Source organism: Vibrio pacinii DSM 19139 (genome assembly GCF_000711795.1).
Taxonomy (GTDB): Bacteria; Pseudomonadota; Gammaproteobacteria; order Enterobacterales; family Vibrionaceae; genus Vibrio; species Vibrio pacinii.
Map to the genome: position 1 here is coordinate 97,173 of NZ_JONH01000014.1, position 20,007 is coordinate 117,179.

32 protein-coding genes and 1 pseudogene are annotated in these 20,007 nt (G+C 46.3%); 27 read left to right on the plus strand and 6 right to left on the minus strand.

Annotated elements, in window-relative coordinates; genetic code table 11:
- Positions 1-6 precede the first annotated feature (6 nt).
- The 24 genes from rplB to rplQ all read left to right on the plus strand — a co-directional run bounded on the left by rplB (position 7) and on the right by rplQ (position 11,776).
- Positions 7-831, plus strand: coding sequence for a 50S ribosomal protein L2 (gene rplB, locus BS19_RS10485; RefSeq protein WP_038175170.1), 825 nt, complete (start codon positions 7-9; stop codon positions 829-831).
- Positions 832-852: 21 nt separating this feature from the next.
- On the plus strand, positions 853-1,131 hold the full coding sequence (gene rpsS / locus BS19_RS10490) for a 30S ribosomal protein S19 (RefSeq protein WP_004745876.1): 279 nt from the start codon (positions 853-855) through the stop codon (positions 1,129-1,131).
- Positions 1,132-1,141: 10 nt separating this feature from the next.
- Positions 1,142-1,474: a 50S ribosomal protein L22 gene (rplV, locus tag BS19_RS10495; protein WP_038175171.1), complete on the plus strand. Its 333-nt coding sequence runs from the start codon at positions 1,142-1,144 to the stop codon at positions 1,472-1,474.
- 17 nt (positions 1,475-1,491) lie between these two features.
- Positions 1,492-2,190, plus strand: coding sequence for a 30S ribosomal protein S3 (gene rpsC / locus BS19_RS10500; RefSeq protein ID WP_038175172.1), 699 nt, complete (start codon positions 1,492-1,494; stop codon positions 2,188-2,190).
- Between the two features lie 11 nt (positions 2,191-2,201).
- Entirely contained in the window at positions 2,202-2,612 is a 411-nt protein-coding gene (gene rplP / locus BS19_RS10505) for a 50S ribosomal protein L16 (protein WP_038175174.1), read from the plus strand.
- On the plus strand, positions 2,612-2,803 hold the full coding sequence (rpmC, locus tag BS19_RS10510) for a 50S ribosomal protein L29 (protein WP_011078825.1): 192 nt from the start codon (positions 2,612-2,614) through the stop codon (positions 2,801-2,803). The genes rplP and rpmC overlap by 1 nt, the downstream gene beginning before the upstream one ends.
- The gene (rpsQ, locus tag BS19_RS10515) at positions 2,803-3,057 is read left to right on the plus strand and encodes a 30S ribosomal protein S17 (RefSeq protein WP_038175176.1); all 255 of its coding nucleotides are present in this window, start codon (positions 2,803-2,805) and stop codon (positions 3,055-3,057) included. Before rpmC ends, rpsQ begins: the two co-directional genes overlap by 1 nt.
- Positions 3,058-3,220: 163 nt before the next feature.
- Positions 3,221-3,592, plus strand: a complete 372-nt coding sequence (rplN, locus tag BS19_RS10520) for a 50S ribosomal protein L14 (RefSeq protein ID WP_004410450.1) — start codon at positions 3,221-3,223, stop codon at positions 3,590-3,592.
- 12 nt (positions 3,593-3,604) lie between these two features.
- Positions 3,605-3,922, plus strand: coding sequence for a 50S ribosomal protein L24 (gene rplX, locus BS19_RS10525; protein ID WP_038175177.1), 318 nt, complete (start codon positions 3,605-3,607; stop codon positions 3,920-3,922).
- Positions 3,923-3,945: 23 nt separating this feature from the next.
- Complete coding sequence (rplE, locus tag BS19_RS10530; protein WP_038175178.1) at positions 3,946-4,485, plus strand: 50S ribosomal protein L5; 540 nt, start codon at positions 3,946-3,948, stop codon at positions 4,483-4,485.
- A 17-nt stretch (positions 4,486-4,502) separates the two neighbouring features.
- Positions 4,503-4,808, plus strand: a complete 306-nt coding sequence (rpsN, locus tag BS19_RS10535) for a 30S ribosomal protein S14 (RefSeq protein WP_038175180.1) — start codon at positions 4,503-4,505, stop codon at positions 4,806-4,808.
- A gap of 29 nt (positions 4,809-4,837) precedes the next feature.
- Entirely contained in the window at positions 4,838-5,230 is a 393-nt protein-coding gene (gene rpsH, locus BS19_RS10540; RefSeq protein ID WP_038175182.1) for a 30S ribosomal protein S8, read from the plus strand.
- Between the two features lie 13 nt (positions 5,231-5,243).
- Positions 5,244-5,777 carry a 50S ribosomal protein L6 gene (gene rplF, locus BS19_RS10545; RefSeq protein ID WP_038175184.1) on the plus strand — a complete coding sequence of 178 codons (534 nt, stop codon included), beginning with the start codon at positions 5,244-5,246 and terminating at the stop codon, positions 5,775-5,777.
- A 9-nt stretch (positions 5,778-5,786) separates the two neighbouring features.
- Positions 5,787-6,140 carry a 50S ribosomal protein L18 gene (gene rplR, locus BS19_RS10550; protein ID WP_038175185.1) on the plus strand — a complete coding sequence of 118 codons (354 nt, stop codon included), beginning with the start codon at positions 5,787-5,789 and terminating at the stop codon, positions 6,138-6,140.
- Positions 6,141-6,154: 14 nt separating this feature from the next.
- Complete coding sequence (gene rpsE / locus BS19_RS10555; RefSeq protein WP_038175186.1) at positions 6,155-6,658, plus strand: 30S ribosomal protein S5; 504 nt, start codon at positions 6,155-6,157, stop codon at positions 6,656-6,658.
- A 7-nt stretch (positions 6,659-6,665) separates the two neighbouring features.
- A complete protein-coding gene (rpmD, locus tag BS19_RS10560; RefSeq protein WP_000201159.1) occupies positions 6,666-6,842 on the plus strand; it encodes a 50S ribosomal protein L30 in 177 nt (58 codons plus the stop codon).
- A 5-nt stretch (positions 6,843-6,847) separates the two neighbouring features.
- Positions 6,848-7,282 (plus strand): 50S ribosomal protein L15, encoded by a 435-nt coding sequence (gene rplO, locus BS19_RS10565; protein ID WP_038175188.1) that lies wholly within the window; start codon positions 6,848-6,850, stop codon positions 7,280-7,282.
- Positions 7,283-7,302: 20 nt separating this feature from the next.
- Complete coding sequence (secY, locus tag BS19_RS10570; RefSeq protein ID WP_038175190.1) at positions 7,303-8,637, plus strand: preprotein translocase subunit SecY; 1,335 nt, start codon at positions 7,303-7,305, stop codon at positions 8,635-8,637.
- A gap of 39 nt (positions 8,638-8,676) precedes the next feature.
- Positions 8,677-8,790: a 50S ribosomal protein L36 gene (rpmJ, locus tag BS19_RS10575; protein ID WP_000868186.1), complete on the plus strand. Its 114-nt coding sequence runs from the start codon at positions 8,677-8,679 to the stop codon at positions 8,788-8,790.
- Between the two features lie 148 nt (positions 8,791-8,938).
- Positions 8,939-9,295: a 30S ribosomal protein S13 gene (gene rpsM / locus BS19_RS10580; RefSeq protein WP_005435100.1), complete on the plus strand. Its 357-nt coding sequence runs from the start codon at positions 8,939-8,941 to the stop codon at positions 9,293-9,295.
- A 20-nt stretch (positions 9,296-9,315) separates the two neighbouring features.
- Positions 9,316-9,705: a 30S ribosomal protein S11 gene (gene rpsK, locus BS19_RS10585; RefSeq protein ID WP_001118870.1), complete on the plus strand. Its 390-nt coding sequence runs from the start codon at positions 9,316-9,318 to the stop codon at positions 9,703-9,705.
- A 27-nt stretch (positions 9,706-9,732) separates the two neighbouring features.
- A complete protein-coding gene (gene rpsD / locus BS19_RS10590; protein WP_038175192.1) occupies positions 9,733-10,353 on the plus strand; it encodes a 30S ribosomal protein S4 in 621 nt (206 codons plus the stop codon).
- Between the two features lie 23 nt (positions 10,354-10,376).
- Positions 10,377-11,369 carry a DNA-directed RNA polymerase subunit alpha gene (locus BS19_RS10595; protein ID WP_038175193.1) on the plus strand — a complete coding sequence of 331 codons (993 nt, stop codon included), beginning with the start codon at positions 10,377-10,379 and terminating at the stop codon, positions 11,367-11,369.
- 26 nt (positions 11,370-11,395) lie between these two features.
- Entirely contained in the window at positions 11,396-11,776 is a 381-nt protein-coding gene (gene rplQ, locus BS19_RS10600; protein WP_004410405.1) for a 50S ribosomal protein L17, read from the plus strand.
- Positions 11,777-11,872: 96 nt separating this feature from the next.
- Here rplQ and BS19_RS10605 read toward each other — a convergent pair whose 3' ends face one another.
- A complete protein-coding gene (locus BS19_RS10605; RefSeq protein WP_038175194.1) occupies positions 11,873-12,376 on the minus strand; it encodes a DUF2780 domain-containing protein in 504 nt (167 codons plus the stop codon).
- A 100-nt stretch (positions 12,377-12,476) separates the two neighbouring features.
- A complete protein-coding gene (gene bamJ / locus BS19_RS10610; RefSeq protein WP_038175196.1) occupies positions 12,477-13,097 on the minus strand; it encodes a BamJ family beta-barrel-assembly machinery protein in 621 nt (206 codons plus the stop codon).
- A gap of 230 nt (positions 13,098-13,327) precedes the next feature.
- Between bamJ and BS19_RS10615 the strand changes: the two genes are divergently transcribed.
- Positions 13,328-13,903: a LysM-like peptidoglycan-binding domain-containing protein gene (locus BS19_RS10615; protein ID WP_038175198.1), complete on the plus strand. Its 576-nt coding sequence runs from the start codon at positions 13,328-13,330 to the stop codon at positions 13,901-13,903.
- On the opposite strand, the gene BS19_RS10620 is transcribed toward BS19_RS10615, so the two are convergent.
- The 4 genes from BS19_RS10620 to cpdB all read right to left on the minus strand — a co-directional run bounded on the left by BS19_RS10620 (position 13,849) and on the right by cpdB (position 17,895).
- The gene (locus BS19_RS10620) at positions 13,849-14,751 is read right to left on the minus strand and encodes a DMT family transporter (RefSeq protein ID WP_245609275.1); all 903 of its coding nucleotides are present in this window, start codon (positions 14,749-14,751) and stop codon (positions 13,849-13,851) included. The two genes, BS19_RS10615 and BS19_RS10620, sit on opposite strands and share 55 nt — an antisense overlap.
- The gene (locus tag BS19_RS10625) at positions 14,741-15,193 is read right to left on the minus strand and encodes a GNAT family N-acetyltransferase (RefSeq protein WP_038175201.1); all 453 of its coding nucleotides are present in this window, start codon (positions 15,191-15,193) and stop codon (positions 14,741-14,743) included. The genes BS19_RS10620 and BS19_RS10625 overlap by 11 nt, the downstream gene beginning before the upstream one ends.
- Before the next feature lie 70 nt (positions 15,194-15,263).
- On the minus strand, positions 15,264-15,827 hold the full coding sequence (locus tag BS19_RS10630; RefSeq protein ID WP_038175203.1) for a Crp/Fnr family transcriptional regulator: 564 nt from the start codon (positions 15,825-15,827) through the stop codon (positions 15,264-15,266).
- A gap of 106 nt (positions 15,828-15,933) precedes the next feature.
- Positions 15,934-17,895: a 2',3'-cyclic-nucleotide 2'-phosphodiesterase gene (cpdB, locus tag BS19_RS10635; protein WP_038175204.1), complete on the minus strand. Its 1,962-nt coding sequence runs from the start codon at positions 17,893-17,895 to the stop codon at positions 15,934-15,936.
- Positions 17,896-18,152: 257 nt separating this feature from the next.
- Here cpdB and cobA point away from each other — a divergent pair, with 257 nt between their 5' ends.
- On the plus strand, positions 18,153-19,022 hold the full coding sequence (cobA, locus tag BS19_RS10640; RefSeq protein WP_038175206.1) for a uroporphyrinogen-III C-methyltransferase: 870 nt from the start codon (positions 18,153-18,155) through the stop codon (positions 19,020-19,022).
- 43 nt (positions 19,023-19,065) lie between these two features.
- A pseudogene (gene cysD, locus BS19_RS10645) lies at positions 19,066-19,989 on the plus strand (sulfate adenylyltransferase subunit CysD); the annotation flags it as partial.
- Between the last annotated feature and the right edge of the window lie 18 nt (positions 19,990-20,007).

Here is a 20,007-nt window from a genome sequence, read left to right on the forward strand (position 1 = left end):
TGAGAAATGGCTATTGTTAAATGTAAGCCGACTTCCCCTGGTCGTCGTCACGTTGTTAAAGTTGTTAACGCTGACCTACACAAGGGTAAGCCATACGCACCTCTTCTAGAGAAAAACTCTAAGAATGGTGGTCGTAACAACAACGGTCGTATTACAGTACGTCACATCGGCGGTGGTCATAAGCACCACTACCGTGTCATTGACTTCAAACGTACTAAAGACGGTGTTCCAGCGAAAGTTGAGCGTCTAGAATACGATCCAAACCGTAGTGCTAACATCGCTCTAGTTCTGTACGCAGACGGTGAGCGTCGTTACATCCTAGCACCTAAAGGTGTTAACGCGGGTGATGCTATCCAGTCAGGTGCTGATGCACCGATTAAAGCTGGTAACGCACTTCCAATGCGTAACATCCCAGTAGGTTCAACTGTACATAACGTTGAACTTAAGCCTGGTAAAGGTGGTCAGCTAGCCCGTTCGGCTGGTGCGTATGCTCAAATCGTTGCTCGCGACGGTTCATACGTAACTATCCGTCTACGTTCTGGTGAAATGCGCAAAGTTCTATCTGAAGGCCGTGCAACAATCGGCGAAGTTGGTAACTCTGAGCACATGCTACGTGAACTTGGTAAAGCTGGCGCAAACCGCTGGCGTGGTGTTCGTCCTACCGTTCGCGGTGTGGTAATGAACCCAGTAGATCACCCACACGGTGGTGGTGAAGGCCGCACTTCTGGTGGTCGTCACCCAGTATCACCTTGGGGTCAGCCTACTAAAGGCTTCAAGACTCGTAAGAACAAACGCACCGACAAGTACATCGTACGTCGTCGTAATAAGTAATCTATATAAAGAGGAATCGCCATGCCACGTTCTCTCAAGAAAGGTCCATTTATTGACCTACACTTGCTGAAGAAGGTAGAGAAAGCGGTGGAAAGCGGAGACAAAAAGCCTATTAAGACTTGGTCCCGTCGTTCAATGATCATCCCTACGATGATCGGTTTGACCATCGCTGTCCATAATGGTCGTCAGCACGTACCAGTTTTTGTAACCGAAGAAATGATCGGCCACAAACTGGGCGAATTCGCACCAACACGTACTTACCGCGGCCATGTCGTGGATAAGAAAGCTAAGAAGCGTTAGGGAGTAGATGATGGAAGCACTAGCTAAACATAACTTTGCTCGCATTTCGCCTCAGAAAGCTCGCTTAGTTGCGGACCAAATTCGTGGAAAATCTGTAGACCAAGCTCTAGAAATCCTGACATTCAGCAACAAAAAAGCTGCTGACCTGATCAAGAAAGTTCTAGAGTCTGCTATCGCTAACGCGGAGCACAATGAAGGTGCAGATATTGACGATCTAAATGTCGCAAAAATCTTCGTAGATGAAGGCCCTATCATGAAGCGTATTATGCCTCGTGCTAAAGGTCGTGCGGATCGTATCTTGAAGCGTTCAAGCCACATCACTGTTGTTGTAGCAGACGCTTGAGACTAGGAGAGTAAGCAATGGGTCAAAAAGTACATCCTAATGGTATTCGTCTAGGCATCGTTAAGCCTTGGAATGCTACATGGTTTGCTAACACCAAAGATTTCGCTGACAACCTAGACGGCGACTTCAAGGTACGTCAGTTCCTTACAAGCGAACTGAAAAAAGCATCTCTTTCACGTATCATTATCGAGCGTCCTGCTAAGAGCATCCGTGTGACTATTCACACTGCTCGCCCAGGTGTTGTTATCGGTAAGAAAGGTGAAGACGTAGAGAAACTACGCGCAGCTGTAGCTAAAATTGCAGGTGTACCAGCACAGATCAACATCGCTGAAGTACGCAAGCCAGAGCTAGATGCTCAGCTTGTTGGCGACAGCATCGCGTCTCAACTAGAACGTCGTGTGATGTTCCGTCGTGCTATGAAGCGCGCGGTACAAAACGCAATGCGTCTAGGTGCTAAGGGTATCAAAGTACAAGTAAGTGGTCGTTTAGGCGGCGCTGAAATTGCACGTGCTGAGTGGTATCGTGAAGGCCGTGTGCCTCTACACACTCTACGTGCTGACATTGATTACGCAACTTCTTCGGCTCACACCCAATACGGTGTAATCGGCATTAAAGTTTGGATCTTCAAAGGTGAGATTCTAGGCGGCATGCCAGCAGCTAACGCTGTAGAGCCTAAAGGCGACAAGCCTAAGAAGCAGCGCAAAGGCCGTAAGTAAGGAGTCGACAGATGCTACAACCTAAACGTACTAAGTTCCGTAAGGTTATGACTGGTCGTAACCGTGGTCTAGCTAAAGGTACTGATGTAAGCTTCGGCGAATTCGGTCTTAAAGCTATTGGCCGTGGTCGTCTGACTGCTCGTCAAATCGAAGCGGCACGTCGTGCAATGACACGCCACGTTAAGCGTCAAGGTAAAATCTGGATCCGTGTGTTCCCAGATAAGCCTATCACAGAAAAACCACTTGAAGTTCGTCAGGGTAAGGGTAAAGGTAACGTTGAGTACTGGGTAGCCCAAATCCAACCTGGAAAGGTAATGTACGAAATGGGTGGTGTACCTGAAGAATTGGCGCGTGAAGCGTTCCGCCTTGCGGCTCGTAAACTGCCATTCAAAACTACATTTGTAACTAAGCAGGTGATGTGATGAAAGCACAAGATCTACGCGAGAAGAGCGTTGAAGAGCTTAACTCTGAGCTATTGAATTTGTTGCGTGAACAGTTCAACTTGCGTATGCAAGCTGCGACTGGTCAACTACAGCAAACTCATACTCTGAAAGCTGTACGCCGTGATATCGCACGTGTGAAAACTGTTTTGACTGAAAAGGCAGGCGCATAATGAGCGAAGTAAAACGTACTCAACAAGGTCGTGTTATTAGCGACAAGATGGATAAGTCTATCACTGTTGCTATCGAGCGTTTCGTAAAACACCCAATTTACGGTAAGTTCGTAAAACGCACGACTAAAGTACACGCACACGATGAGAACAACGAATGTGGCCTAGGCGACAAAGTTGAAATCGCAGAGTGTCGTCCACTGTCTAAGACTAAGTCTTGGACTTTGGTAAAAGTTTTAGAAAAAGCGAAGATGTAATCTTCTCTATTCTATAGCTAGAACGGCTCCAAAAAATATTTTTGGGGCCGTTTATTTTTTGACTACCCAATCATAAAAAAGGGTGGTACAATTCGCGTCCCTTTTAAAGAGGCAGCCCGACCCGTGAGGGTCTAGTTTTTTTATATATTAGCGGAGCACTAACATGATCCAAATGCAAAGTATGCTGGACGCAGCTGATAACTCAGGCGCTCGCAGCGTAATGTGTATTAAGGTTCTGGGTGGCTCTCACCGCCGTTATGCACATATCGGTGACGTCATTAAAGTTACTGTTAAGGAAGCAATTCCTCGCGGTAAAGTTAAAAAAGGTGACGTTCTGAAGGCGGTGGTAGTTCGCACCCGTAAAGGCGTACGTCGTCCAGACGGTTCTGTCATTCGCTTCGACCGTAATGCTTGCGTATTGTTGAATGACAATACTGAGCAACCAATCGGTACACGTATCTTTGGTCCTGTGACTCGCGAACTTCGTGGCGATAAGTTCATGAAGATCGTTTCACTGGCTCCAGAAGTTCTGTAAGGAGCACGTAAGATGGCAGCTAAAATCCGTCGTAATGACGAAGTAATCGTTCTTGCTGGTAAAGATAAAGGCAAGAAAGGTAAAGTAACTAAGGTTCTAGCAACCGGTAAAGTTATCGTTGAAGGTATTAACCTTGTTAAGAAACATCAAAAACCTGTTCCAGCTCTAGGTATCCAAGGCGGTATCGTTGAGCAGGAAGCAGCAATTGACGTTTCTAACATTGCTATTTTCAACGCAGCTACTGGTAAAGCTGACCGTATCGGTTTCCGTTTCGAAGATGGTAAGAAAGTTCGTTTCTTTAAGTCTAACGACGAAATCGTTTCTAACTAATAGAAGTAATTTGGAGTTCTACTATGGCGAAACTGCATGATTACTACAAGTCGTCTGTAGTCGCTGAACTTGCCAAAGAGTTCGGCTACACAAGCGTCATGCAAGTCCCTAGAATCGAGAAAATCACCCTAAACATGGGTGTTGGTGAAGCAATCAACGACAAGAAACTGCTAGAAAACGCAGCAAGTGATATGGCAACGATCTCAGGTCAAAAGCCACTTATCACTAAAGCGCGTAAATCTGTTGCAGGTTTCAAAATCCGCGAAGGCTACCCTATCGGTTGTAAAGTAACCTTGCGTGGCGAACGTATGTGGGATTTTCTTGAGCGTTTAATTAATATCGCTCTTCCACGAGTACGTGACTTCCGTGGCGTTAGCGCTAAGTCTTTTGACGGTCGCGGTAACTACAGCATGGGCGTTCGCGAGCAAATCATCTTCCCGGAAATCGACTTTGATAAAGTTGATAAAGTACGCGGTCTAGACATCACTATTACGACGTCTGCTGGTACTGATGAGGAAGGCCGAGCTCTGCTGGCTGCCTTTAACTTCCCATTCCGTAAGTAAGGTGAAGGGTTACTGTTATGGCTAAAAATTCAATGAAAGCGCGCGAAGTAAAACGCGCGAAACTTGTAGCTAAGTTCGCTGAAAAGCGTGCTGCGCTTAAAGTTATCATTAGCGATGTAAACGCATCTGAAGAAGATCGTTGGAATGCAGTGCTTAAATTGCAATCTCTTCCACGTGATTCAAGTGCATCACGTCAGCGCAACCGTTGCAACCAAACTGGTCGTCCACACGGTTACCTACGTAAGTTCGGTCTAAGCCGTATTAAAGTTCGTGAAGCTTGCATGAAAGGCGAGATTCCTGGACTTCGTAAGGCTAGCTGGTAATTGCCACTTAATCATTTGGAGTAAATCATATGAGCATGCAAGATCCGATTTCGGATATGCTGACCCGCATTCGTAACGGTCAAGCAGCAGACAAAGTCTCTGTTAAAATGCCTTCTTCAAAGCTTAAAGTTGCAATTGCTGCACTACTAAAAGCTGAAGGTTACATCGTTGACTTCGCTGTTGAAGGCGAAGCAAAACCTGAGCTAGAAGTTACTCTTAAGTACTTCCAAGCTAAACCGGTAATTGAGCAAATCAAACGTGTTTCTCGTCCAGGTCTACGTGTTTACAAGAAGAAAGATCAACTTCCTTCTGTAATGGGTGGTCTTGGTGTTGCCGTCGTTTCAACTTCCAAGGGTCTGATGTCAGACCGAGCTGCACGCAAAGCAGGTCTTGGCGGTGAAATCATCTGTTACGTAGCTTAATAAGGAGTAGACTATGTCTCGTGTTGCTAAAGCACCTGTCGCTATTCCAGCTGGCGTAGAGGTGAAACTAAACGGCCAAGAAGTTACTGTAAAAGGTGCTAAAGGCGAACTATCTCGCGTTCTTAACGACGCAGTAGTTGTTGCTCAGGAAGAAAACAATCTTACTTTCGGTCCACGCGAAGGTGTTGCTAACGCATGGGCACAAGCAGGTACTGCTCGCGCTCTAGTTAATAACATGGTTGTTGGCGTTACTGAAGGCTTTACTAAGAAGCTAACCCTAAAGGGTGTTGGTTACCGTGCTGCTATCAAAGGCAACGCTGTAGGCCTAACTTTAGGCTTCTCACACCCAGTTGAGCACGAGTTGCCAGCGGGTATTAAAGCTGAATGTCCAAGCCAAACTGAAATCGTGATCACTGGTTGTGACAAACAACTTGTTGGTCAGGTTGCGGCTGACATTCGTTCTTACCGTGAGCCTGAGCCTTATAAAGGTAAAGGTGTTCGTTACGCAGATGAAAATGTGCGTACTAAAGAAGCTAAGAAGAAGTAAGGTAACACTATGGATAAGAAAGCATCTCGCATCCGTCGTGCTACACGCGCACGTCGTAAGATTGCAGAACTGGGTGCAACTCGCCTAGTAGTACACCGTACTCCTCGTCACGTGTACGCTCAGGTTATTGCAGCTAATGGCTCTGAGGTTATCGCAGCAGCTTCTACTGTAGAAAAAGCGATCCGTGAGCAAGTTAAGAACACTGGTAACATCGATGCAGCTAAAGCAGTGGGTAAAGCCGTTGCTGAGCGCGCTCTTGAAAAAGGCGTAGAAGCAGTTGCATTTGATCGTTCTGGTTTCCAATACCACGGTCGAGTGGCGGCGCTAGCAGAATCTGCTCGCGAAGCTGGTCTGAAATTCTAAGGTAGGGTTGGAAGATGGCTAAAGAACAACAAGTTCAAGCGAATGATTTGCAAGAAAAGCTAATCGCCGTTAACCGCGTTTCTAAAACGGTTAAAGGTGGTCGAATCATGAGCTTCACTGCACTAACAGTAGTTGGTGACGGTAATGGTCGTGTAGGTTTCGGTTACGGCAAAGCTCGTGAAGTACCTGCAGCGATCCAAAAAGCAATGGAAAAAGCACGTCGTAACATGACTACGATCGCGCTTAACGAAGGTACCCTTCACCACCCAGTGAAAGGTCGCCATTCGGGCTCTAAAGTTTACATGCAGCCTGCTGCTGAAGGTACTGGTGTTATCGCAGGTGGTGCGATGCGTGCAGTACTAGAAGTTGCTGGTGTACACAACGTACTATCTAAAGCATACGGTTCTACGAACCCTATCAACATCGTTCGTGCTACGATCGATGCTCTAGGTAGCATGAAGTCACCTGACATGGTTGCTGCTAAACGTGGTCTAACTGTTGAATCTATTTCGGAGTAAGAACACCATGGCAACTATTAAAGTAACTCAGACTAAAAGCTCAATTGGTCGCCTACCTAAGCACAAAGCTACTTTGCGCGGTTTAGGCCTTCGTAAAATCAATCATACAGTAGAACTTGAAGATACTCCGTGTGTACGCGGCATGATCAACAAGGTTTACTACATGGTTAAAGTTGAGGAGTAATCAGAATGCGTTTGAATACTCTATCACCAGCAGCTGGTGCTAAAACTACCGCTAAGCGTGTAGGTCGTGGTATCGGCTCTGGCCTAGGTAAAACTGGTGGCCGCGGTCACAAAGGTCAAAAGTCACGTTCTGGCGGTTCTGTCCGTCCAGGTTTTGAAGGCGGTCAGATGCCTCTAAAACAACGTCTACCTAAATTCGGTTTCACTTCTCGTAAGAGCCTAGTGTCTGCTGAAGTTCGTCTAGCTGAGCTAGCGAAAGTAACAGGTGACGTTGTAGATCTAAACAGCCTTAAAGCTGCGAACGTTATCACTAAGAACATTGAATTTGCAAAAGTTGTTCTATCTGGTGAAATTAACAAAGCAGTGACTGTTAAAGGTCTACGTGTGACTAAAGGCGCTAAAGCTGCAATCGAAGCTGCAGGCGGCAAAATCGAGGAATAATCTCGAGGAACGAGGTACAGATGGCTAAGAAACCAGGACAAGATTTTCGTAGTGCTCAGAGCGGCTTAAGTGAGCTAAAGTCGCGCTTATTATTCGTAATTGGTGCACTTTTAGTATTCCGAGCAGGCTCTTTCGTGCCGATTCCTGGTATTGACGCAGCTGTACTTGCCGATTTGTTCGAACAGCAAAAAGGTACCATCGTAGAAATGTTTAACATGTTCTCCGGTGGTGCTCTTGAGCGTGCATCTATATTAGCGTTGGGCATCATGCCGTATATTTCGGCATCTATTGTTGTCCAACTGCTAACTGTAGTTCATCCAGCGTTAGCTGAACTCAAAAAAGAGGGTGAAGCAGGCCGTCGTAAGATAAGCCAATATACACGCTACGGCACGCTTGTACTTGCAACATTCCAAGCGATTGGTATTGCAACAGGCCTACCAAACATGGTCGATAATCTGGTTGTTATCAACCAAACCATGTTTACGCTTATTGCAACCGTAAGTTTAGTAACCGGTACCATGTTCCTAATGTGGCTAGGTGAACAAATTACAGAGCGCGGAATCGGTAATGGTATTTCGATACTCATTTTTGCAGGTATTGTTGCTGGATTGCCATCTGCAATCGGTCAAACAATCGAGCAAGCGCGTCAAGGTGAATTGCATGTACTTCTTCTGTTGTTGATTGGTGTACTTGCTTTTGCAGTTATTTACTTCGTTGTGTTCATGGAGCGCGGTCAACGTCGAATCGTCGTTAACTACGCAAAGCGTCAACAAGGTCGTAAAGTATTTGCTGCGCAAAGCACTCACTTGCCACTTAAAATTAATATGGCAGGTGTTATTCCAGCAATCTTTGCATCAAGCATTATCCTGTTCCCAGGAACACTGGCGCAGTGGTTTGGTCAAAATGGTGAGAGCAGCGCGTTCGGTTGGTTAACTGACGTGTCTTTGGCTCTTAGCCCAGGTCAACCTCTGTATGTAATGCTTTATGCAGCAGCGATTATTTTCTTCTGTTTCTTTTACACGGCGTTGGTATTCAACCCGCGTGAAACAGCAGATAACTTGAAGAAGTCAGGTGCATTCGTACCCGGCATCCGCCCAGGTGAACAGACAGCTAGGTATATTGATAAAGTAATGACGCGTTTAACCCTAGCGGGTGCGCTTTACATTACCTTTATCTGTCTGATTCCTGAGTTCATGATGGTCGCGTGGAACGTACGTTTCTACTTCGGCGGTACATCACTACTTATCGTAGTGGTTGTTATTATGGACTTTATGGCACAGGTACAGACTCATCTGATGTCCCAACAGTATGATTCTGTGTTGAAGAAGGCAAATCTGAAAGGGTACGGTCGTTAATCCGACAGTAGTCTCAGATTTCATCTACGGAGTTTAGCAATGAAAGTTCGTGCTTCCGTTAAAAAAATCTGCCGTAACTGTAAAGTTATCAAGCGTAACGGTGTCGTTCGCGTGATTTGCAGTGAGCCAAAGCATAAACAGCGCCAAGGCTAATAAGCAGAAATTTTTACTTGAAATATAAGGTAGTGTCGAGTATATTCCCCGGCCTACCTTTTGCGTGCAAAAGAAGTAGTACTCCGCAGCGTATCCTAAACGGGCTTTGCTGCGGCTAATTCTTTTATGAAACACTATGGAGTGAATAATGGCCCGTATAGCAGGCATTAACATTCCTGATCAAAAACATGCTGTGATTGCACTAACGTCAATCTACGGCATCGGTAAAACTCGCTCTCAAGCTATTCTAGCTGAAGTGGGTATTGCTGAAGATGTTAAGATCAGTGAACTAACTGAAGAGCAGATCGATCAACTGCGTGATGGTGTAGCTAAATACACTGTAGAAGGTGATCTACGTCGTGAAGTATCAATGAACATCAAGCGCCTTATGGACCTTGGTTGTTACCGTGGTCTTCGTCATCGTCGCAGTCTACCACTACGTGGACAGCGTACTAAAACCAATGCTCGCACCCGCAAGGGTCCGCGTAAGCCGATCAAGAAATAATCGGGAAGGTATAGAGTACAATGGCTAAACAACCAACTCGCGCTCGTAAGCGCGTACGCAAGCAAGTAGCAGATGGCGTAGCGCACATCCATGCTTCTTTCAATAACACAATCGTAACCATCACTGACCGTCAAGGTAATGCTCTTGCATGGGCTACTGCCGGTGGTTCAGGTTTCCGTGGTTCTCGTAAGTCTACTCCGTTCGCTGCACAGGTTGCTGCTGAACGTTGTGCTGAAATGGCTAAAGAATACGGTCTAAAGAACTTGGAAGTTATGGTTAAGGGTCCAGGTCCAGGTCGCGAATCTACAGTTCGTGCACTGAACGCTGCTGGTTTCCGCATCACTAACATCGTTGATGCTACACCAATCCCTCATAACGGTTGTCGTCCACCTAAGAAACGTCGCGTATAACGTTTTTTAGAACACTGGAGAAAGATCATGGCAAGATATTTGGGTCCTAAGCTGAAGCTTAGCCGTCGCGAAGGTACTGACTTATTCCTTAAGTCTGGTGTACGCGCGATCGATACCAAGTGTAAAATTGATAACGCACCAGGTGTACACGGCGCTCGTCGCGGTCGTCTATCTGAGTATGGCGTTCAGCTTCGTGAGAAGCAAAAAGTACGTCGTATGTACGGCGTTCTAGAAAAACAATTCCGTAACTACTACAAAGATGCTGCGCGCCTTAAAGGCAACACGGGTGAGAACCTACTTCAGCTTCTTGAAGGTCGTCTTGATAACGTGGTTTACCGCATGGGCTTTGGCGCAACTCGCGCAGAAGCACGTCAGCTAGTTAGCCATAAAGCTATCCTAGTTAACGGTAAAGTTGTAAACATTCCTTCTTTCAAAGTTGCGGCTAATGACGTTGTTTCTATCCGCGAGAAAGCTAAACAGCAATCTCGTATTAAGGCTGCTCTAGAAGTTGCTGAACAACGTGAAAAACCAACTTGGATTGAAGTAGATGGTAGTAAGATGGAAGGAACATTCAAGCGTATGCCTGAGCGTTCAGATCTGTCTGCTGACATCAACGAACAATTGATCGTCGAGCTTTACTCTAAGTAAGGTTAAACTAAAGAGAGGACACAATGCAGGGTTCTGTAACAGAATTTCTTAAGCCGCGTCTTGTTGACATCGAACAAGTCAGCACGACTCACGCAAAAGTAACTCTTGAGCCATTAGAGCGTGGTTTTGGCCATACTCTTGGTAATGCACTTCGCCGTATTCTTCTATCTTCTATGCCAGGTTGTGCTGTAACAGAAGTAGAAATTGAAGGCGTACTTCATGAGTACAGCACTAAAGAAGGCGTTCAAGAAGATATTCTTGAAATCCTACTAAACCTTAAAGGTTTGGCTGTACACGTTGCCGAAGGCAAAGATGAAGTGTTCATTACTTTGAATAAATCAGGCTCGGGCCCTGTGGTTGCAGGTGACATCACCCATGATGGTGATGTAGAGATCGCTAACCCTGAACACGTTATTTGTCATCTAACTAATGACAACGCTGAGATCGCAATGCGTATCAAAGTTGAACGTGGTCGTGGTTATGTTCCGGCTTCAGCTCGTATCCATACTGAAGAAGATGAGCGTCCTATTGGTCGCCTACTGGTTGACGCTACGTACAGCCCAGTGGATAAAATTGCTTATTCTGTTGAAGCGGCTCGTGTAGAGCAGCGTACAGACTTAGACAAGCTTGTCATCGATATGGAAACGAACGGTACGCTAGACCCTGAGGAAGCAATCCGTCGTGCAGCTACTATCCTAGCTGAACAATTGGATGCGTTCGTAGATCTTCGTGATGTACGTGTACCTGAGGAGAAGGAAGAGAAGCCAGAATTCGATCCGATCCTACTGCGTCCTGTAGACGATCTTGAACTAACAGTTCGCTCTGCTAACTGTCTGAAAGCAGAAGCGATTCACTACATCGGTGATCTTGTACAGCGTACTGAGGTTGAGCTACTTAAAACGCCTAACCTTGGTAAAAAATCTCTTACAGAGATTAAAGACGTACTTGCATCACGTGGTCTGTCTCTGGGTATGCGCCTAGAAAACTGGCCACCAGCGTCTATCGCTGAAGATTAATCGATAATAGTTAGAAGGATTAGGTCATGCGCCATCGTAAGAGTGGTCGTCAACTCAACCGCAACAGCTCACATCGTAAAGCGATGTTTAGCAACATGGCTAGCTCTCTAGTACGTCATGAAGTTATCAAGACTACATTGCCAAAAGCAAAAGAGCTACGTCGCGTAGTTGAGCCTTTGATTACACTAGCTAAGACTGACAGCGTTGCTAACCGTCGTCTAGCATTTGCACGTACTCGTGACAACGAAGTAGTTGCAAAACTATTTAACGAACTAGGTCCACGTTTTGCTGCTCGTCAGGGCGGTTACACTCGTATCCTAAAAGCTGGTTTCCGTACTGGCGATAAAGCTCCAATGGCTTACATTGAGCTTGTAGATCGCCCAGCTGCTGAAGAAGCTGCTGAGTAATCAGGTTCGTATGAACGAAAAAACCGAGCATTAGCTCGGTTTTTTTGTGCCTGTAGAAAAGTGCAACATCGTTATTACACGATTACAGCGTATGTACTATTGCCAAATGCTCGATAGCCCCTGCATTAACGCAGAGCTTGCTCCTTGGCTTTGAAGGGCGTTGATGATCAGTGGTGCGAAGGTACTCACCATTGCTGGATCCATTCCCAGTGCTGCGAAGGCACTGTCTACTGCGCCACTATTGGTTATCATTGAAGAGAGTCCACTGCTTTCAAGCAACTCATAGCCTGGTATAAGATTTGCGAGCTCGCTACTTTGACTACTTCCTAATGAGCTTTGTGCCAGCGCCAGCATCGAACCAATCCCTCCAACGGCTTGCTCTGAGGTAACGCCAGACGCTTGTTGTACCGTCGACGCTAAGTCAGTGCTAGCGGCCCCTGACTGTTGCCCCCAAACTTGTAAAGCACCCGTGAGCGCTGCTGTTGCCAATTGATTGTAGTTAGTGTTGCTCGCTTGCGTGGTATCACCTTGCGTGCCAGTGCTTTGACAACCGAGCAGAGCTAAAGTGAGGCAACTGCCCAGTAAAATGCGTTTATTCATTATTCGTCCCTATCGTTTTATCAACATCTGTGAGTATCATAGACAAAAAACGGCGATACAAAAGTATCGCCGTTGATTATTGCTTTAATTAATCAGTAAATTAAAGAATGTCTAGTAGCTCTACTTCGAAAACAAGAGCTGCAAATGGAGGGATTGCTGCACCTGCGCCGCGCTCACCGTAAGCAAGATCTTGCGGGATGTAGAGTTTCCATTTAGAACCTACAGGCATTAGTTGAAGTGCTTCAACCCAACCTTTGATAACACCTGTTACAGGGAACTCAGCAGGTTGACCACGTGAAACAGAGCTGTCGAATACAGTGCCGTCTGTTAGTTCGCCGTGGTAGTGAACGCGAACTTGCTTGTCTGAAGTTGGGATTTCACCAGTACCTTCAGTGATCATTTCGTACTGTAGGCCAGACTCAAGAACCGTTACTTCTGGACGTAGAGCATTGTCTTTTAGGAACGCTTCACCGTCAGCTGCTGCAACTTTAGCGGCTTCTTGACGTGATGATTCCATACGAGTGTGAAGTTCTTGAAGTGCAGCGTTGATTTCATCCACTTCAATTGCTGGCTGTTCACCAACAAGTGCGGTTGCGATACCTGCTGCGATAGCGTCAACGTTAAGACCTTCTAGACCAGAACCAGCCAGTTGCTGACCCATTTGTAGACCGATACCGTAGCTTGCTTTTTGCTCTACAGTGTCAAATTTTACTTCAGACATGGTGTCTCTCTATTTATGGTGTATAAAGTGTCAAGGATACCAGTTATGGGCTTATGATGAAATGGTCGTTGGGCATTCGAGTGGGGTGTTACAGGCTGAGATCCGTCTCTCTTTTTAACCATGTTTCGGCCAAATTTGACCGCGCTATCACTATCAATCAATAAAATTCCTATACTGATAGCGGCTTGGTTTTTATACTTAGAACAACGCCCATTTGGAGACAAGGTGCGATGAACCGCAGAAAGAAGAACAGACAACAGAAAGTGGATTACGTTGAGATGGTAAAGGCAAAGCTCAACTCAGTTGACTGGTCAACTACCAAGCAGCGTGTCATAGAGAAGTGGCAGACACTACCAAAACTTCATCAGCGTGCATTAATGGTTCTGATACCGATATTGGTTATTTTACTGATAATTCCTGCACCTACACCTGGTGCTGCCAGTAATTCTCCTGAGCCATTAGCGACTCAGCGTGTCAATGTGGATATCAACACCCGCAGTTTGAGCGAGCAAAACAGTGATCAAAAAAAGTCACAGGCTTCAGCTGATACGTGGAAAGAGTATCAAGTGCAAAATGGCGATACCTTAGCGCAGGTTTTCCGTAGTAATGGATTAGCAATGGCAGACTTAAACGCACTGGTTAAAGTTGAAGGTTCTGATAAACCGTTAAGCTACATCAAACAAGGCCAGCTGGTGCGATTTAAGTTGGCGGATGATGGTCAGCTCGATATTCTGCAGCTTGAAAAAAACAATCAGTCAGTGATGTTTTTCCGCTTGTCAGACGGCGGTTTTGGTCGCAGCAAGTAACGCAGAAATTGCCAAGGCATTAGGGGGAGAATGATCATTGTTATCCCTAGTGCCGTCATCCAGTCTGGAATCTCATCAAACCCAATCACGCCAAATAACACGATGAAGATTAGCCCTGAGTTTTCTGCTATCGCAATCTGGCCAGCAGGCGCCTTTCGATAAGCCATTACAGCCAGACCGTTGTAAACTAATATTAAGCTCGCACTGGCGACGATAAGTGTCAAATGAGTGAGTGAAATCGGTGTCCAATAGATAAAAGCCAGCAGGGCTGACACAGGCAATGAAAGTAGCGATGTCCAGAAAAGGGTACTGATCACGCCCTGATCGCTGGGTAGTTTACGTGCGGTCAGGTTAAACAGTGCTAGCGTCAGCGTTGTGCCCAAAGCAAATAGGGCGGCCCAATGGAACTCTGAAGGACGCAAGACCACAATCACACCGATAAAGCCAAAGATGGAGGCGACCCAGCGTTTTAGCGACGTTTTTTCATCCAGTAGCAATACGGCCAACGGCAACATCAATAGCGGCGCTGCATAGAACACTGCATTGGCGGTCGCTAACGTTAGATGAGTAATCGCCACCACCATACAAGCGCTACCGATGATGATCAGGTGGGCGCGGAATAGATTAAGTTTGGGGCTATGCAGTCGCTTGTTGCTTGGTGTTTGTCGCCACCACAAAGGAAAAATCACTGCTGTGGAAATCAATTGGCGCAGAAACACATATTGAAACGTAGAGACTTGGCCATCAAGCAACTTAACGGCTACATCTGACAGTGATGCAGCCAAGTTTCCCACCACCAATAGCAGAATGGCGCTATAAGTCGCTGAGGCAACCACGCTATTTCTCAAGCTTCATGTCGATGTGGGGGATATCATCTTCAAGGTACATCTGTGACGTTTGGACAAAACCATGCCGTTGATAAAAGTTAGCGAGGTGTTGTTGTGCGCCGATTTCAATGCTCTCATTTGGCCACAGTGTTTGGCAGCTTGCGATGGCTTGTTTGATGAGTTGGTGACCTAAACCGCCGCCGCGTTTGCTCGCCAGTGTCGCGACACGACCAATACTGCTGCTAGGGTAACTAACGCCTTTAGGTAGTAAACGCGCACATGCGACTAATTGTTGATTTTGGTAGCCAAGAAGATGGTAAACCCCTGCTTGATGATCTTTATCATCAAGCTCAGGGTAGGCGCACGTCTGCTCAACGACGAAAACATCGACCCTGAGTTTTAGCAGCTGATAGAGCTGAGTGGTGTCAAGCTGTGAAAAAGGAATGAGTTGCCAATCGATCATGTTTGCTTTGCCTTACTGCTGTGTTTAGCGCGAATGTAGCAACTCACTTCAAGTTCGACATTAACAATTGTTAACTTTGAGCGCGCTTTTTGATACGACTCAAGCTGATCGATGTAATTCCCAAGTAAGCGGCAATTTGATAGTCATTGAGCCGAGTGAGTAGATGAGGAAAGTGCTGACAAAACAGTGCATAACGTTCCTCTGGACTGTAAAGCAACATAAAGCGTTCTTTGTTCTCTTTATGCATTAATTGAGTTTCGAGTAACTTAAGATAAAGGCTCTGTTTTTCAGCGCGCCAAATTCGTAACGTTTCAAGTGGTAAAGCGATCATCGAGCAGGGCGTTAAAGACTCAAGTAAATAGGGGGAGGGCTGCTGTTTGATTAAGCTTTCGAAACCAATTATCCAATCGTTTTCCCAATAGAACTCTTTGCTGAACTCTTTGCCTTTCTCGGTCAGGTAAGCGGAGTGACAAATTCCATCAAGTAAGAAATAGATCTCTTGGGCCATTTGTCCCTGATGAAGCAAAATGTGGCGAGTGGGGAGCTCAATAAGCTGGGCAGATTGGCACAGTTGGTTTATTTCACATGAGTTAAAACCGTATTCTGAGAGTTGCTGCTTAAAGCCGTCTAACATGGTTGCAGTCTGATTGGAGGAAGGTGAACTGATTCTAACCGATTTTATGCCAGCAGAAAGATAAAAAAGCCGCGAACAGAGTCGCGGCTTTTGGCGTACTTAAAGACTATTTTTGTAAGTCAATTTGGTAGACCGCAAAGCCGACATCGTCAGTGGCGACGCGCTTCATTGGATATTGGCCTTTTTGCTCGATAAATTGTGCTGCTTTGTCGCTCGGTGAGGTTTCAAAGCGAATATCGAGAGCCTTATCTGATTGGATCGGTGCAAATGACCAATTGTTATCCGCACTTGGTGTGACTTGGCCTTTCTCTTGGCTAACACGACTAATGTAAGCTGCGATAACGGAGCGGTTTTCATCTGGTGAGTCGAACGCGACAAAGTCAGAGCCAGTTCCTGGGAACTTGTTGCTGTAAGCGCGGTAGTTGTTGGTTGCAATAATGAAGTCTTGCTTGATATCGATAGGTTTACCTTGGTAAGTCAGATCAACAATACGCTCGGCATCTTGGTTGATGACTTTACAGTTACCATCGTACTTAGCAGGCTTAGTGACATCAATCTGATAGTTGACTCCATCGATAACATCAAAGTTGTACGTACGGAAACCATCCCAATCAATCAGTTGTTGAGGTGCGCTGCTGTTCACGTCAATCTGTTTGAACTGACCTGCGGTGCATTCCAACCACTCTTTGACTTCTTTACCCGTTACCTTCATCGCCACAAGCGTGTTCGGGTAGAGGTAAAGATCGGCAGCGTTGCGGAAAGTTAACTGACCAGACTCAACTTCGGTAAAGTTACCTGGATCATTCTTACGACCGCCCGCTTTAAATGGTGCGGCGGCGGAGAGCACTGGGATATCGGCCAAGTCAGGATCACCCTGAATAAAGCGCTCGACATAATCTTTTTGCGCTAAGTTAACGATCTGAACCGTTGGATCATCTTGCACCAAGGCCAAGAAGCTGTACATCACATCGTTGGCTTTACCAATCGGTTGATTAACAAAATCACGCGTGCCTTTGTGGTCTGCTTCAAGTACTTTTACCATCTCCGCATCGGCGTCAACTAGCGGTTTCTTGGTGGCTTTATCAAAGATTGGGCGTGCTTGCGATTGGCTCTTAACCACTGTCCATTTGCCGTCTTGCTCTTTAAGCTCAAGATCAATCACACCAACGTGACTACCCCAGCGACCAGGCATGACTGCCGCGACGCCATTGATAGTGCCTGCTTGGTTGTCGACGCCTTGGATATTATCAAAGCCTTTCCCCGGGAACACCGCGTGGGAATGACCAAAAGCAATCGCATCGATGCCATCGACTTCTGCTAGGTAGTAGGTTGAGTTCTCGGCACCCACTTTATGTGGTTCAGAAGCGACTCCAGAGTGTGGGATCGCGACGATAACGTCCGCCCCCTCTTTTTTCATCTGAGGGACAAGTTCTTCAGCCGTCTCTTTGATGTCTTTTGCAAACACTTTGCCTTCGAGATTTTTCTTATCCCAAACCATGATCTGTGGTGGTACAAAGCCGATGTAACCCACTTTGATTTCGTGCTCAGCACCGTCAACGTCTTTGAAGGTGTGTGACTTGATCATGTAAGGCTTGAAGTAGTGCTCGCCGGTTTTTTTATCGAATACGTTGGCATTGACGTATGGGAAATCTGCGTCATTAAGGGTTTCTGCGAGGAACTCTAAACCGTAATTAAATTCGTGGTTACCGATGTTACCGACGTCGTAGCTCAATTGGTTCATCGCTTTGTAGACTGGGTGAACTTCGCCAGCTTTGATGCCTTTTGCTGCGATGTAGTCTCCCATTGGGCTGCCTTGAACCAAGTCACCGTTATCAACCAAGACACTGTTTTCTACTTCAGCACGAGCTTGCTTGACGAGTGTTGCGGCGCGAGTAAGACCGATTTTTTGCGATGGTTTGTCTTTGTAGTAGTCGTAATCCATTACGTTGGTGTGAATATCAGTCGTTTCGACAATACGAAGTTTGATCGTATCTGCCATTGCAGGACCAGCCATGGTCAGCATTGCGCCGAGGATGGCAAGAGACAGAGGTTTCACTGCTACTTTCATTTTGAGCTCCGATAGCGTTTAGTTAGACGCTGCATAATGTAACAAAACTTGATGAAACAATGATTTCACTCAGCGATAAAGTGTGACGTGAAGCGCCGGGCATGAACTGATCTGTCGATAATCTCTCAAAAACGCTCAGCGAGAAAATCGTGATGACTTTCCCTTATCATAAAAAGGTATAAAAAATGAAATTTTAGAATTTCAGGTAATATGTCAAGGGCGCCATAATGCCAACATAAACGATGAAGGATGACATTATGGCGAGCAAGGATACGATTTCTCAATTTCCTGTGAGTAATCAGCGTGCACAACGTAGCAATCAAACCGACTTTAACGCCATTGGCGCGAGTGTGCTGGCTAAAGGCGAAGTGGCGCTGGTTGGTGCAGGCCCGGGTGATATCGAATTGCTGACCATTAAAGCGATGCGTTTCCTCCAGCAAGCTGACGTGGTGCTTTATGACTATCTCGTTGCTGATGAGATCATGTCGTTGGTGCCAAGCGATAGCATTTTAGTTTGTGTGGGTAAGCGCGCTGGCCACCATAGTGTCCCTCAAGAAAAAACCAATCAACTGCTGCTCGATTTTGCTCTACAGGGCTATCGAGTCGTGCGTATCAAGGGTGGCGATCCGTTTATCTTTGGTCGCGGCGGTGAAGAGTTAGAAGTCTTGGCTGAAGCCGGCGTCTCTTTTCATGTTGTGCCAGGAATTACCGCAGCGGCAGGGGCGACCGCTTACGCTGGTATTCCACTCACTCATCGTGATTACGCCCAATCAGCGATGTTCATTACTGGTCACCTTAAAGCCGAAAGCGATCAAATGGATTGGACAACCCTCGCTCGTGGTCAGCAAACACTGGTGATCTACATGGGCTTGATGAAGTCGGAATATATTCAAAGCCAGTTGATTGCGCACGGTCGCCGAGTCGATACACCGATCGCGATCATTGAGCGCGGCACCCAGCGCCAACAAAAAGTGTTTAAAGGTCAGTTATCTCAACTCGCTGACCTTGCCAAAGACGCTCAATCACCGTCACTGATTGTGATTGGTGAAGTGGTATCACTGTCGGATAAATTGGCTTGGTTTGAGCCACAGCCGCACGTGAATCCCAAGCAGCGTCAGTCAGCCTAACTCACGCCATTATTTAGATTAGCCACAGGCTCATAGAGCTGTAAAGGAAGCAACTAACATGGACCAAGAACGTTTAACCCATTTAAAGCAACTCGAAGCGGAGAGTATTCACATTATTCGTGAAGTGGCCGCCGAGTTTGATAATCCTGTGATGATGTACTCGATCGGTAAAGACTCATCGGTCATGCTTCATTTGGCGCGTAAAGCTTTTTACCCAGGCAAGATTCCATTCCCACTACTTCATGTCGATACCGATTGGAAGTTCAAAGAGATGATCGAATTTCGCGATCGTACCGCCAAAAAATATGGCTTTGAGCTTTTGGTGCATAAGAACCCAGAAGGTCTTGCGATGGGGTGTAGCCCGTTTACTCATGGTTCATCAAAGCACACTGACATCATGAAAACGCAAGGCTTAAAGCAGGCGCTAAACAAGTATGGGTTTGATGCTGCCTTTGGTGGTGCGCGACGTGATGAAGAGAAGTCTCGCGCCAAAGAGCGTGTCTACTCATTTCGCGACAAGAACCATACCTGGGATCCGAAAAACCAACGACCGGAGCTATGGCGCACCTATAACGGTCAGATCAACAAGGGTGAGAGCATCCGAGTTTTCCCTCTGTCGAATTGGACTGAGCTTGATATCTGGCAATACATCTACCTAGAAAATATTGAAATTGTTCCGCTTTATCTGTCGGACACTCGTCCAGTGGTTGAGCGCGATGGGATGTTGATCATGGTTGATGATGAACGTATGAAACTCGAACCGGGTGAGCAGATCGAACATAAGAGCGTACGTTTTCGTACCTTGGGCTGTTATCCACTCACTGGAGCGATTGAATCTGAAGCGAACACGTTAACCGGCATCATCGAAGAGATGTTGGTCGCAACATCGAGTGAACGTCAAGGGCGAGCGATCGACCACGATCAGTCAGGATCGATGGAGCTGAAAAAGCGTCAAGGTTACTTTTAGGGCCATTGGCCTATAGAT

Excerpts from the sequence above, each read along its gene's own strand:
- rpmC (WP_011078825.1), top strand. The coding sequence starts at position 2,612 with ATGAAAGCACAAGATCTACGCGAGAAGAGCGTTGAAGAGCTTAACTCT.
- rplP (WP_038175174.1), top strand. The coding sequence starts at position 2,202 with ATGCTACAACCTAAACGTACTAAGTTCCGTAAGGTTATGACTGGTCGT.
- rplV (WP_038175171.1), top strand. The coding sequence starts at position 1,142 with ATGGAAGCACTAGCTAAACATAACTTTGCTCGCATTTCGCCTCAGAAA.
- BS19_RS10625 (WP_038175201.1), bottom strand. The coding sequence starts at position 15,193 with ATGATCGATTGGCAACTCATTCCTTTTTCACAGCTTGACACCACTCAG.
- rpmJ (WP_000868186.1), top strand. The coding sequence starts at position 8,677 with ATGAAAGTTCGTGCTTCCGTTAAAAAAATCTGCCGTAACTGTAAAGTT.
- secY (WP_038175190.1), top strand. The coding sequence starts at position 7,303 with ATGGCTAAGAAACCAGGACAAGATTTTCGTAGTGCTCAGAGCGGCTTA.
- rpsM (WP_005435100.1), top strand. The coding sequence starts at position 8,939 with ATGGCCCGTATAGCAGGCATTAACATTCCTGATCAAAAACATGCTGTG.
- rplX (WP_038175177.1), top strand. The coding sequence starts at position 3,605 with ATGGCAGCTAAAATCCGTCGTAATGACGAAGTAATCGTTCTTGCTGGT.
- rplR (WP_038175185.1), top strand. The coding sequence starts at position 5,787 with ATGGATAAGAAAGCATCTCGCATCCGTCGTGCTACACGCGCACGTCGT.
- BS19_RS10595 (WP_038175193.1), top strand. The coding sequence starts at position 10,377 with ATGCAGGGTTCTGTAACAGAATTTCTTAAGCCGCGTCTTGTTGACATC.
- cpdB (WP_038175204.1), bottom strand. The coding sequence starts at position 17,895 with ATGAAAGTAGCAGTGAAACCTCTGTCTCTTGCCATCCTCGGCGCAATG.
- rpsE (WP_038175186.1), top strand. The coding sequence starts at position 6,155 with ATGGCTAAAGAACAACAAGTTCAAGCGAATGATTTGCAAGAAAAGCTA.
- rpsQ (WP_038175176.1), top strand. The coding sequence starts at position 2,803 with ATGAGCGAAGTAAAACGTACTCAACAAGGTCGTGTTATTAGCGACAAG.
- rpsH (WP_038175182.1), top strand. The coding sequence starts at position 4,838 with ATGAGCATGCAAGATCCGATTTCGGATATGCTGACCCGCATTCGTAAC.
- rplB (WP_038175170.1), top strand. The coding sequence starts at position 7 with ATGGCTATTGTTAAATGTAAGCCGACTTCCCCTGGTCGTCGTCACGTT.
- rpsK (WP_001118870.1), top strand. The coding sequence starts at position 9,316 with ATGGCTAAACAACCAACTCGCGCTCGTAAGCGCGTACGCAAGCAAGTA.
- rpmD (WP_000201159.1), top strand. The coding sequence starts at position 6,666 with ATGGCAACTATTAAAGTAACTCAGACTAAAAGCTCAATTGGTCGCCTA.
- cobA (WP_038175206.1), top strand. The coding sequence starts at position 18,153 with ATGGCGAGCAAGGATACGATTTCTCAATTTCCTGTGAGTAATCAGCGT.
- rpsC (WP_038175172.1), top strand. The coding sequence starts at position 1,492 with ATGGGTCAAAAAGTACATCCTAATGGTATTCGTCTAGGCATCGTTAAG.
- rplQ (WP_004410405.1), top strand. The coding sequence starts at position 11,396 with ATGCGCCATCGTAAGAGTGGTCGTCAACTCAACCGCAACAGCTCACAT.
- rplN (WP_004410450.1), top strand. The coding sequence starts at position 3,221 with ATGATCCAAATGCAAAGTATGCTGGACGCAGCTGATAACTCAGGCGCT.
- rpsN (WP_038175180.1), top strand. The coding sequence starts at position 4,503 with ATGGCTAAAAATTCAATGAAAGCGCGCGAAGTAAAACGCGCGAAACTT.
- BS19_RS10630 (WP_038175203.1), bottom strand. The coding sequence starts at position 15,827 with ATGTTAGACGGCTTTAAGCAGCAACTCTCAGAATACGGTTTTAACTCA.
- rpsD (WP_038175192.1), top strand. The coding sequence starts at position 9,733 with ATGGCAAGATATTTGGGTCCTAAGCTGAAGCTTAGCCGTCGCGAAGGT.
- BS19_RS10615 (WP_038175198.1), top strand. The coding sequence starts at position 13,328 with ATGAACCGCAGAAAGAAGAACAGACAACAGAAAGTGGATTACGTTGAG.
- rpsS (WP_004745876.1), top strand. The coding sequence starts at position 853 with ATGCCACGTTCTCTCAAGAAAGGTCCATTTATTGACCTACACTTGCTG.
- rplO (WP_038175188.1), top strand. The coding sequence starts at position 6,848 with ATGCGTTTGAATACTCTATCACCAGCAGCTGGTGCTAAAACTACCGCT.
- bamJ (WP_038175196.1), bottom strand. The coding sequence starts at position 13,097 with ATGTCTGAAGTAAAATTTGACACTGTAGAGCAAAAAGCAAGCTACGGT.
- rplE (WP_038175178.1), top strand. The coding sequence starts at position 3,946 with ATGGCGAAACTGCATGATTACTACAAGTCGTCTGTAGTCGCTGAACTT.
- BS19_RS10605 (WP_038175194.1), bottom strand. The coding sequence starts at position 12,376 with ATGAATAAACGCATTTTACTGGGCAGTTGCCTCACTTTAGCTCTGCTC.
- rplF (WP_038175184.1), top strand. The coding sequence starts at position 5,244 with ATGTCTCGTGTTGCTAAAGCACCTGTCGCTATTCCAGCTGGCGTAGAG.